The following is an 11,250-nucleotide window of genomic DNA, read 5'->3' as shown; positions in this document are numbered from 1 at the left end:
CCTATAAACTCATCCCCCAACCAGACTCCCCCAGTCGGTCCTATCGGACCGACAGCCCCCAAGGGGGCCGGTGACGCCGAGCTGCCCGGATTGGTCGATCCGGTCGAAGCCGGCGCCACCCCGGCAGCCCAACCCGCTGCCGAGCCACCCAGGGCGAAATCCGAGCCCCGCGCCCGCCGCCTCACGGCTGACTTCGCCGAAAGCCCTGAGGCTCGCGCCGTCTGTGCCGAGATGGGCCTGACCGAGGCCGAAGCTGACGCCGCCCTGGCCGAGTTCTGCGACTATTGGCTGGCCGAGGGCGGCCAGAAGGCCCGCAAGGTCGACTGGCCGCGCACTCTCCGCAACCGGCTGCGCGAGATGGGCCGGCGGCGCCAAGCGAGGTCACCCGATGGGCGGCCGCCCGGCAGCCCCGGCGGCGGCCAGCCCCCGCCCGGTCTGTTCCCCGGCCGCGAACAGCGCGGCGGCTTCCACAACCTGAACCGACGCATCCGAGAGGGCTTGCGCGATGGCACAGCAGATCGCCAACCTGGCTTCGACCTCGACCTTGATGGCGCCGCCGTCATCCCACTTCGCCATGCGTACCGCTGAGCTGCGGAACCAGGTCGTCTATCGCGGGCCCGGCCGGTACGAGCTGCCGGCTGCGAGCCGGCCGGAGGGCGAGGAGCGTGTGGCAATCCGGGAGCGCCTGCGCGGGCTGAAGCGCCTGCTGCGTCCGGCGGTCGAGGTGGAGATCGGGAACGCCGTCACCGCCTTTTTGGCGGGCTTCACCTCGTTGCGCGGCTACAGCGACGATGAGGCGGTGCGCACCGCGACCGAGTTCTGCAAGAAGCTCCGGCCTTATCCCGCCTGGGCCATCCAGCAGGCCTGCGACGGCTGGGATCCTCGGCCGACCGGCGGCGATCCGCGCTTTCCGCCGACGCCTGCCGAGCTGCAGATCGCTGTCCGGGTCCTCGTCCGCCCCTGGCAGATCGAGGCCGGCGACCTGGAGACGATCCTGCTCGCCCGGGCGCCGCAGGAGTACCAGCTGACGTCCGAGCAGCGGGCCGAACTGGATGCCCGCTTCGCCAGCATCGTCGCTCGGCAGAAGGGCCAGCACCGGCCTGTCGCCGGCATCGAGGCCGAGTTGCCCGATCACCTCGAGCTGCTGAAGGCCCGAGGGCTCGGCGGCTTGAAGCTCTCCGACACGACGCTCGCCAAGGCTCTCGGCCGACCGGTGTCGCAGGCCCACCCAGCCTGAATCCCCTCCCCTCAGGAGCCCACACCACCATGAGCAACGAGACCAGTATGCCCCACACCGACCTCATCGATCTGACCGCCAAGGTCGTCTCCGCCTACGTGTCGGAAAACCACGTCCAGGCCGCGGAGCTACCCGCGCTGATCGCCAGCACCTACGCCTCATTGGCGAAGCTGGACGCACCGGCCGAGCCGGAGCCGGCCCGGCCCGAGCCCCCGGTCCCGATCCGCAAGACGGTGAGCCCGGACCACATCATCAGCCTGGAGGACGGCAAGCCCTACAAGTCGCTGAAGCGGCACCTCACCACCCGCGGCCTCTCGCCGGAGCAGTATCGGCAGAAGTGGGGCTTGCCGCATGATTACCCGATGGTCGCCGCGAACTATGCGGCGGAGCGTTCCGAGATCGCCAGGGCGTCAGGCCTGGGGCGGAGTCGAACCAAGGCGAAGCCCATCGATCAGGCGGCGTGAGACACGGGCCGGCGCTCCGGTGCCGGCCTCATCCTGCAAGTCGAGGGAGCGTACCATGACGAAGAAGCAGCGAGCCCGCCGCAAGGCCCGTCGTAAGCAGTCCGTGAAGCACGCCCAGACCGCGGCGCGCCACGACCGCGAGAACGCCATCAAGCGCCGCCTGCGGACCCGTGAGCGGGTGATCCTCCCGGCTGGCCGGGAATGGCTCGCCGTCGAGGCGTTCCCCGCCAGCGGCGCTCGCTGTGCTACCGCTCTCAAGGCCGCTGGTCTGCCCGTATTCGAAGCTCGTGAGAAGGTCCGCGAGCAGCGCGAAGGCCGCCCTCCCCGCGTCGCCATGGTGCCGGTGATGCGCCGGGTGCTGTTCGTCGGCCTTCGTGGGTGGTCCGACATGCGGCTGATCGAGGAGTGCCGGCATGTTCGGTGCGTTTTCTCGGTCACCACCCACGGATTGGACTGGGTGCCCCGCGAGCACTACCGACAGGCGCTGTTCGAGGCAGAGATCCTGGGTGACCGCATAATGCCGTTCATCTCGGCCGCGACCATGCAGGAGTTCGCGGACCATGTGATCGGGTTCAAGCGGTACGACGCCAGCACCGGCCTGTCGCACGTCGCGACCGAGACCGACCTGCTGGCGCTGCTGTTCCAGCCGGGAGATCGCGTGAAGGTCACTGGTGGGCCGTTCGCTTTGTTCCCGGGTGTCGTGGAGGGGCACGATTCGAAGGCCGACCTCTACACGGTGGGGGTTAGTGTGTTCGGCCGGATCACGCTTGTGCCCTGCGAAGCGGGGCATCTTCAGGTGGCTTGAGCGGTCCACGGTTCTGGCGCTCTGCGACCTGTCCACAGGAGGCCACCCAAACTGTGTTGTCCCACCGAAATCAAACAGCACCAAGCTGTTCGGATTGGGGCACTCCTACAGGCTTGAGCGTTCGATTTTTGTCCGCGCCAAAAATGGCTCACCGTTGGCTCATGGGAGGCAGTCTGGGCTAAGGGTATCCCGACGCGTCAAATCTGACGCGTGCCCGTCAGCGGGCAACCTCGTGGAAAATCGAGGCATTTTACGTGACGGCTATTGACGTGCGTAACGAGTCAGGCGAAGCTGGATTCGTGATGGGAGCAATCCCATTGCTCAATGGAAAAGCCGGGGCGGCAACCCCGGCTTCCCATTGAATTCTGCAGAAGCCCTGGACAGGCTGCAGACGTCTTCAAGCACCCGCATTCTATGCGGCAGAGGCTGGCTGTCAACCTGTCCGGGGTCCAACTGAGGACCCCAAAAATGCTCAATCCCAAGCGCGGATCATCCCATCGCCTCACGTTTGAGGAAGCGGTGGAGGTCCACCTGCGCCTGATGAATGGCGAAATGTACAGCCGCATCGCAGCTGCGTACGATGTCAATCAGGGCCGTATTGCGGACGTGAAGTTCGGTCGCCTCCATCCGACCAGCTACGACGAGGCGGTTCGCCGCCGCAGCCTGTAAGGGAGGCGGCTATGTCGTACGACTATGCATGCCTGACTGTGCAGGGAATGAAGCTGGCAGTCGTCGGCGTTGCAGACGGTGTCCTGGAAAGTTCTGCACAACGTGAACAAGTATGGCGTGAATGGCAAATTAAGTTTGGCGTTCCAACCGCAATATTGGGATCGCGCAGGCATAAGATTTACGGCGATCGACGCATCACGGGCTGGTTGTCAAGTATTAATCTTGCTCATCTGCCGTGGCGGCGTGCTACGTAGCGCCTGAAATAGCTGTGGGTGCGCCGAATTGGGCCTGAGAAGCTCCGGCGCGCTCACTCTTATCCAGGGGCAGACAGGTTGCATGCGCCTAATTTAGCTATGCAGCTTCGCGCTATCACTGTGGCATGAAAATATATTTATGGGACGACGTCGATGTTGATGCTGATAACATACGATCTTGACAAGATGTGGGGCGAGGTCAAGCGTGCAGCTACGGTCGCCGGGTTCAGGGATTTTGCCATAACAAATGGCAACGGCTCCTTCAATTTGCCAAATACCACGCTTCTAATTGAGGCGCTTTCGCCGGATGATGCCATGCAGAAATTCATTAGCGTGGTAAGGTCCGTCAGTCCGACGATAGTAATCGAACGCGCAGCCGCTTTCGATTGGTCTGCGGGAACTACGCATGCTGACCCTCAGGGGCTGGGATTCTTGGGCGAGATGTTCCGCGGTCAGGGACCGCGCTAGACCGCCACATAGCACGAAAGATCTATCTGGCCGTTAGGCGCAAGCGCTTGTGAAGCCTTGCGGTCTCCAGTATAATAAGTTCTCAGGCAATCCAGCTCCAGCGTGTGGGGTCTTCCCGCCGCACAAGACGCGCCCCGGTTGGGGCACGCCCGATCGGAGGATCGGCAGCCTGGACCCGGCCCGCGAAGGTGCACAGCACCATGGCGAGGCAGCAGGCGCAGCTATGCCCCGTTTGCCAGTTTCTTCCGGGCCCCCCGGAAGCCGTTCGATGAGACGGGCTGGGCTCGTGTCACCTACAGCCCAAGCCGCCATCTCCCCCCTGCGGCGGTTGAACAGAGGCCAGATGGGGCAACCGTAGCTACTGGTTGCCCCGGAGCATTAGCGTTTGACACGGTCTTCAGACGAGTCAGCCCGAGAAGCCCTTACGCGCGCGGCTGACGGCCGCCCTTCGCCAGTGGAGGGAGAGGCTGGGGAGGCGGAGCGTTCCGGCCGTTGCTGGTGGGGCCACAGAGACCGCCGAGCGACGCAGAGCCCGTCTTGCTCGCCGCCAGCGCTGTCTCAGCCTGTTCGCACGACACCCAATCCGGGCGACGGCCGAGCATGTAATCCACGCGGTCCCAGAACAGCCGATAGAGCGGGATGCTCGCCATGCGCCCTTCATACGGGGTGGTGCTATATCCACCCGTTGAGACGCCAGCTTCCGAGACCGAGATGGCAGCACGCAGGGCCTTGCCGTCACTCTCGGTCTGCATCTCCCACTTCTCTCGGCCCTGAGCCGCGGCTACGACGGCGTATAGCACATAGCGGCGCAGACCGGTGAAGCCGGTGAGCGTGTCGCGGAATTCGAAGTCATCCGGATCTGAAATCTGAAGTACGGTTCGAGCGGCTTGAAGTACGCGCTCGCGTGTCTCGCCCGAATAGGTGCGAACTCCCTCGGCAAGGAAGTCATCGCGGTCGCGGATCTGGTGCGCAACGCATGCGCCAAGACTCGCGGCCACGACAGCCGCGATGCCAAACTTAAGTAGCCTCATCTAGACCCCCTGCATGCCTTGTCTTCGGCATTGCGAGGGTTGTGATACCGGCGCGGGCACTGCGCAATGAAGGGTTTGTAGCGCAGCGCGAGTGTCCACAACCGTGTGATGGAAACGTCACAAGTATCGGTAGTCGCCACCGCATTGAACGTTGTTCGGCGAGGTTGGCAGAAGCTCCCCCTCGCCCCTCCAAAGGTGCATCGGCCCTCCCGGTCTGAAACCCTCGGCGCCACCCCATGCCTGCAAAAACCGACTGGGAAGCGATCGAAGCGGCCTACCGTGCCGGGCAGTTTTCCATCCGCGAGATCGCCAAGACCCATGGCATCAGCGAAGGCGCGATCCGCAAGAGGGCGAAGGCAGAGGGCTGGACACGCGCCCTCGCCGACAAGGTCCGCGAGGCGGTACGCGAAAAGCTGGTACGCAGCGATGGTACGCAGCCCTCACGCACGCGTACCGATGCGGAGATCATCGAGACCTCGGCCCAGATCGGGTTCGACGTCGTCACATCCCACCGGCGGGACCTGCAGCAGCTCCACGGCCTGAAACGCGTCCTGGCCGACCGCCTCGCGACGCACCTCCACGGCGGCCAGCCCGACGGCCCGCTGCTGGGGGACCGGGAAAGCCCCGGCGACCTGCTGGAGAAGTTGTCCCGCGTCACCGCCCGCCTGATCCCGCTCGAGCGGCAGGCCCACAACCTCGATGCCGATCCGGCCGGGCTCGAACCGGCGACCAGGGCCGATGTCCGTGCCGCGCTCGACCGCCTCGACCAGGGCCAACGGGATCAGCTCCGCGCCATCGCCGAGCGCCTTGCTGGCCAACCCGAAGACCCTGCTGCGGGAGCTTGACCGGCTCGACTGCGAGGGGAGCCTGGCCGGCTACGTGCGGAGAGCCTGGCACGTCGTCGAGCCGGCCGCGCCCTACGTCCACGGCTGGCACATCGACGCGATCGCCGAGCACTTGGAGGCGGTGAGCGCCGGGCAGATCACCCGGCTCCTGATCAACGTGCCGCCCGGCACCATGAAGAGCCTGATGGTCGGCGTGTTCTGGCCGACCTGGGAATGGGGCCCGCGGAACCGGCCCTCGACCCGCGTGGTGGCGACCTCGCACAGCATCCCCCTCGCCGTGCGCGACAACCTCAAGGCCCGGCGGCTGGTCACCTCCGACTGGTACCGGGCGCTCTGGGGCGACCGGGTGGTGCTCACAGGCGACCAGAACGCGAAGACGAAGTTCGAGAACACGAGAACCGGCGTTCGGGACGCCATGGCGTTCAAGAGCCTGACCGGTTCCCGCGGCGACCGTGTCATCATCGATGACCCCCACTCGGTCGACAGCGCCGAGAGCGAGGCAGAGCGCGGCAGCGTCACCACGACGTTCCTGGAATCAGTGCCGACCCGCCTCACCGACCCGAAGCGCTCGGCGATCGTGGTGGTGATGCAGCGCTTGCATGAGCGGGACGTCTCGGGCGTGATCCTGTCCAAGGATCTCGGCTACGAGCACCTGATGCTGCCGATGGAGTTCGAGCCGGACCGCCGGTGCGTCACCTCCATCGGCTTTCGCGATCCGCGGGTTGAGGACGGCGACCTGCTGTTCCCGGCCCGTTTCCCGCGCGAGGTGGTGGAGCGCGACAAGATCCCGTTGGGCGCCTACGCCGTCGCCGGGCAGTTCCAGCAGCGGCCGGCGCCTCGGCACGGCGGCCTGTTCCAAGTCGGCAAGATCGAGATCGTGGATGCGCTCCCCCGCATCACGAAGATGGTGCGGGCCTGGGACCTCGCCGGGACGACCCAGGGCGGCGATTGGACGGCGGGAGTGAAGATCGGACGGGGCGAGGACGGGGCGTTCTACGTCCTCGACGTCAGGCGGGTGCAGAAGACCCCGGGCGCCGTCCGCACGCTGCTGTTCGACACCGCGCGCCAGGATGGCGGCGATGTCGCGATCCGGCTGCCGCAGGACCCGGGCCAGGCTGGCAAGGCGCAGGCGCAGGACCTCGTCGCGGCGCTCGCCGGCTACATCGTCACCGCCCTGCCGGTCACGGGCGCCAAGGACACGCGGGCCCGGCCGCTCGCCGCCCAGGTCGAGCAGGGCAACGTGAAGCTGAGCCGGGCGCCCTGGAACGACGCCTTCCTGCAGGAACTCGGCATGTTCCCCTCGGGCTCGCACGACGACCAGGTGGATGCCGCGAGCGACGCCTTCAACGAGCTCGCCGGCGTGAAGGGCGGCGAGGGCATCCTGGAGTTCTACCGGCGGGCGGCAGAAGCCGTGCCCGCCGTCACTGCCCCGCAGCATGGCTGGTCGATGCCCTCCGGCGTCGTAGCGGGGCAGATCATGATGCAAGCCCCGCCCGGTACCGGAACGGTCATCGGCCTCACCGGCACTCGCTACGTGCCCGACGCGGTCGGGCTGGTGCGGGTCGCGAGCGAGGATGCCGGGCCGCTTCGGGCCGCTGGCTTCGCGGATGCCGGCGACACGACGGCCTGACGGCAATCCACGCCACTCCCGCCCACCTTCGCCGCGTCCGCCCGGTGTCGCGGCCTCGTCCAGGAGACTTCACCCATGATGCCGAACGTCGTCCTCAAGGCGCCCCCGGGCGTCGGCGGCCAGATCCAGGCCAGCCAGTCCGGCCGCACCTACACGATCGCCCCCGACGGCACGGTGACGGTCGATGCCTCCGACCTGCGCGACCTGATCGGCGCGGGCTACGTCGTCCAGCAGCAGGAGGGCGGCCCCGACGGCACGACCGCGGCCGCAGTCACCTCGCCGTCGTACACCTCAGCGACCGAGGGTGCCACCGCGCTCGACTTGGCCCAGCGCGAGGCGGCCCAGCCCGCCGGCACCGTGACGCAGCAGGACGAGGCCGCCGAGCACGCGGCCAAGGACACGGCCGAGAGCGTGCCGTCGGCCTGACGGCGGCGCGCGGCCCGGGATCCGGAGCGACAATGGCGAACCCGTCCCGCGGTGGTGTGCAGGGGCTCTCCCTGTCCCCGCTGACGCTGAAGGTCAGCTACGCCGCACCAGGGCAGGGCTCGGGGTGGTTCGGGCCGGGCGCGCCCATGCCGCCCTCGGCGCCGCCGGAGGTGCGCGGCCGCGCCTGGGACTTCCCGGTCGGCTACAACCTCAACACCACCGCCCGGGCTTACGAGCCGGTCGGGTTCGACATGCTGCGGCGGCTCGCCGACGGCTACGACCTCCTCCGGCTCGTCATCGAGACGCGCAAGGACCAGATCGCCCGGATGAACTGGACGGTTCGGCCGCGCGAAGGGCGGGCGGCCGACGGCCGGGCCGCGGCGCTCGTCGCGTGGCTGCGCAAGCCCGACGGCCTCAACGGCTGGGCCGACTGGCTGCGCATGGTGCTCGAGGACGTACTGGTCATCGACGCCCTGTCGCTGCTGAAGCGCCGCGACTATGCCGGCAACCTGCTGGCCCTGGAGCCGATCGACGGCGCCACCATCAAGCCGCTGGTCGATGACTGGGGCCGGATCCCGGAGCCGATGCTGCGCGCCGGCGAGACCGAGTGGCCCGACGCCTACCAGCAGATCCTCAAGGGCCTGCCAGCGGTGAACTACACCGCCAACGACCTACTCTACCGGCCGCGAAACCGGCGCGTGAACCGTGTCTACGGCTACTCGCCCGTCGAGCAGGTCATGACCACGGTCAACATCGCCCTGCGCAGGCAGGTCGGGACCCTGGAATACTACACCTCGGGCAACGTCCCCGACTCGCTGATCGGCGTGCCCGACACCTGGACGCCCGACCAGATCGCGGCGTTCCAGAACCACTGGGACTCGCTGTTCGAGGGCAACCAGGCGCGTCGGCGCAAGGCCAAGTTCGTGCCCGGCGGCGTGGCGAAGACGTTCATCCAGACCCGCGAGCCGGAGCTGAAGGGCGAGTTCGACGAGTGGCTCGCCAGGGTCGTTTGCTTCGCCTTCTCGACCTCGCCCCAGGCCCTGCTCAAGCAGATGAACCGGGCGAGCGCGGACACCCAGAAGGAGATCGCCGAGGAAGAAGGGCTCGCCCCCCTCCTCGATTGGGTAAAGGGCCTGATCGACGACGTGCTCGCCGACGACCTCGGCGCGCCCGAGCTCGAATTCGCCTGGGCCGAGGATGTCCAGATCGACGAGGCGCGGCAGGCCGAGATCCTGCGGGGCAAGGCCTCGTCGGGCCTGATGAGCATCAACGAGGTGCGGGCCAAGGACGGCCTCGACCCCGACCCGTCGCCGGCCGCCAACCAGCTGATGGTGCTCACCGGCGCCGGCTACGTGCCGATCGACGCGAACACGCTGGAGGCCAAGAAGGCGGCCATGGACCTGCTCGGCCCGCCGGCCGGCCCGGGTGGCGCGTTCGGGGCGCAGGACGGCGGCCAGGAACAGGACGGCGAGGACGAGGTCGCCAAGCGGCTCCTCGCCAGGTTCGACCTCGCCAAGTTCGATCCGGATCAACCCCGGGCCGCAGACGGCAAGTGGACCAGCGGTGGAGGCAGCAGCGCGGGTAACGCTGGACCGGCGAAGACCCGGGAGAAGACGGGCGAGACGTTCCGCAGCGTGGTCCGCAACACCACCCTCGCGGGGGCCCTCCTCGCCGGCGGCGCCGTCGTCACGGCTATGAGCGGTGGAACGGCACCGGCCGTCGTCACCCTGGCGACCTATGCCGCGGATTCACTGCTCACCAACGCAGCCGAGAAGATCGCCCGTCACCTGCTGTCCGAAGCCGGCGTGGATGCAGAGTCAGCCACGGGCCTTATCGCCGGCGCGCTCGACGGTGCCGGCCTCGGCGGATTGCTCAAGGCTGAGCGCGCCGGGATCGTCGCCGACCTGCGCCGGGAACTCGCCGCCACGGTGGATGCCACGCTCGACGAGATGAGCCGGCACGTCGAGGAGGCGCGTGGCGACTTCGACGAGGACGTGCGCGAGGCGGCCCTGGCTGCGATCGAGGAGCGCCGACGCTCCTGGCAGGACAAGGTCGCGGCGATCGAGGCACCGGCCGAGAAGGCTGCCGGCTTCACGAAGCGGTGGAGGCGGCCGGACCCGGTCCCTTTCGAGCGGCCGGCCACGCGCCGGGCCATCCGGGCGATCACGGGCCGGCTTGCGGATGCGCTCGCCCGTATCCGTGACGAGGCGGTCGCGGCAGCGCGTGGGCTCGGCACGCTCGCTAAGGCGGCGCCGGATGATCCGGAGGAGGCCGAGCGGGCCGGACGCGAGGCCGACGAGTTCCTGGACCGGGTCGACCTCTCGGACCTCGGCGACCTCGCGCCGGACCTCGCCAGCGATCTGAGCGGCGTCGCCACCGACACGGTGCGGCGGACCATGGCGCAGGTCGGGGTCGACGGCCTCGACACGCTGGTGGACCAGGTCAACGCGGGCGCCGTCGCGCAGGCCCGCGCCCGCGCGGCCGAACTGGTCGGGATGCGCTGGGACGAGAACGGCGACCTCGTCGAGGCGAAACGCGCCTCCTACAGGATCGACGAGACGACCCGGGCGATGCTGCGCGAGACGATCGCCTCGGGGCTGGACCGGAACATCGGCTCAGACGCGATCTCCGATGAGATCGAGGCCTCCTACGCCTTCTCTGCCGAACGGGCGCTCACCATCGCCGAGACCGAGGTGGCTGCCGTCAACGGGCAGGCCTCGCTGGAGAGCTACCACGCGGCACGAGACGCGAGCGTCGGGGTCAAGAAGGCGTGGTGGGCCGAGGACGGGTGCTGCGCGGCCTGCCAGGCCAATGCCGAGGCCGGGCCGATCGACCTCGACGACGAGTTTCCGAGCGGCGACGACACCACCCCGGCGCACCCGAAATGCCGATGCGTGGTGGGGCCGGTCATCGAGGACGCCCCGGAGGTGGTCGGCAAGGCGTTCGATCCACGTCAGGAGCGGGATGAGCGTGGCCGGTGGACGTCTGGTCTCTCGTCCGCCCTCGGCGCGGCCGGCCAGAAGGCGGCTCCCGTCGTTCGCGCCAGCCTCGGCGCGGTGACGAGGGCGGCAAGGATCCACGCTCTCACCGGTGTCGACGTGCGCGGCTTCAAGCACACCCTGACCAATGAAGGCATCAAGCACATCCTCGCCAAGCACGGCTCAGCGCAGGAGAGGTCCCGGGGGCAGATCCCCGTCTCTGCAGATGACTTCGCGCAAGTTCCCGTGATCGTTCGGCGGCCGGACACCATTGAGGCTGGTCCTGCTTCCAAGGCAAACGGTCAGCCCCGCCTGATCTTTACGAAGAACATTGACGGCGTGACATACACCTGCATCGGCGAGATCCAGCGCGGGAAGCGGCGGATCGAAGTCGTCACGTTGTGGAAGAAGTAGCACCGCCATGCTCGATGCACGGTTCAGAA

General features: G+C 67.8%; 10 protein-coding genes and 1 pseudogene. 10 read left to right on the top strand and 1 reads right to left on the bottom strand.

Annotation, left to right across the window (positions count from 1 at the left end):
- From VQ03_RS32650 to VQ03_RS32645, 6 genes and pseudogenes are all read left to right on the top strand, one after another.
- Positions 1-588, top strand: a pseudogene (locus VQ03_RS32650) (hypothetical protein); the annotation flags it as partial.
- The gene (locus VQ03_RS03325) at positions 545-1,237 is read left to right on the top strand and encodes a hypothetical protein (RefSeq protein ID WP_157063934.1); all 693 of its coding nucleotides are present in this window, start codon (positions 545-547) and stop codon (positions 1,235-1,237) included. The pseudogene VQ03_RS32650 and the gene VQ03_RS03325, both read left to right, overlap by 44 nt.
- A gap of 29 nt (positions 1,238-1,266) precedes the next feature.
- A complete protein-coding gene (locus VQ03_RS03320; protein WP_048449429.1) occupies positions 1,267-1,701 on the top strand; it encodes a Ros/MucR family transcriptional regulator in 435 nt (144 codons plus the stop codon).
- A gap of 55 nt (positions 1,702-1,756) precedes the next feature.
- Positions 1,757-2,506 carry a hypothetical protein gene (locus tag VQ03_RS30835; protein ID WP_053078382.1) on the top strand — a complete coding sequence of 250 codons (750 nt, stop codon included), beginning with the start codon at positions 1,757-1,759 and terminating at the stop codon, positions 2,504-2,506.
- Between the two features lie 468 nt (positions 2,507-2,974).
- The gene (locus VQ03_RS03310; protein ID WP_048449428.1) at positions 2,975-3,175 is read left to right on the top strand and encodes a hypothetical protein; all 201 of its coding nucleotides are present in this window, start codon (positions 2,975-2,977) and stop codon (positions 3,173-3,175) included.
- Between the two features lie 11 nt (positions 3,176-3,186).
- Positions 3,187-3,429 carry a hypothetical protein gene (locus tag VQ03_RS32645; protein WP_157063933.1) on the top strand — a complete coding sequence of 81 codons (243 nt, stop codon included), beginning with the start codon at positions 3,187-3,189 and terminating at the stop codon, positions 3,427-3,429.
- Between the two features lie 890 nt (positions 3,430-4,319).
- Here VQ03_RS32645 and VQ03_RS03305 read toward each other — a convergent pair.
- A complete protein-coding gene (locus VQ03_RS03305) occupies positions 4,320-4,928 on the bottom strand; it encodes a hypothetical protein (RefSeq protein WP_048449427.1) in 609 nt (202 codons plus the stop codon).
- Positions 4,929-5,164: 236 nt separating this feature from the next.
- Here VQ03_RS03305 and VQ03_RS03300 point away from each other — a divergent pair, with 236 nt between their 5' ends.
- The 4 genes from VQ03_RS03300 to VQ03_RS31470 all read left to right on the top strand — a co-directional run bounded on the left by VQ03_RS03300 (position 5,165) and on the right by VQ03_RS31470 (position 11,221).
- The gene (locus tag VQ03_RS03300) at positions 5,165-5,773 is read left to right on the top strand and encodes a hypothetical protein (protein ID WP_245291943.1); all 609 of its coding nucleotides are present in this window, start codon (positions 5,165-5,167) and stop codon (positions 5,771-5,773) included.
- Positions 5,736-7,403 (top strand): phage terminase large subunit, encoded by a 1,668-nt coding sequence (gene terL, locus VQ03_RS03295; protein WP_245291942.1) that lies wholly within the window; start codon positions 5,736-5,738, stop codon positions 7,401-7,403. The genes VQ03_RS03300 and terL overlap by 38 nt, the downstream gene beginning before the upstream one ends.
- Before the next feature lie 75 nt (positions 7,404-7,478).
- The gene (locus VQ03_RS03290; protein ID WP_048449426.1) at positions 7,479-7,829 is read left to right on the top strand and encodes a hypothetical protein; all 351 of its coding nucleotides are present in this window, start codon (positions 7,479-7,481) and stop codon (positions 7,827-7,829) included.
- Positions 7,830-7,861: 32 nt separating this feature from the next.
- Complete coding sequence (locus VQ03_RS31470) at positions 7,862-11,221, top strand: phage portal protein (RefSeq protein ID WP_083467747.1); 3,360 nt, start codon at positions 7,862-7,864, stop codon at positions 11,219-11,221.
- Positions 11,222-11,250 lie beyond the last annotated feature (29 nt).

Source organism: Methylobacterium tarhaniae (assembly GCF_001043955.1).
Classification (GTDB): Bacteria; Pseudomonadota; Alphaproteobacteria; order Rhizobiales; family Beijerinckiaceae; genus Methylobacterium; species Methylobacterium tarhaniae.
This window is presented reverse-complemented; position numbering and strand designations above follow the sequence as displayed.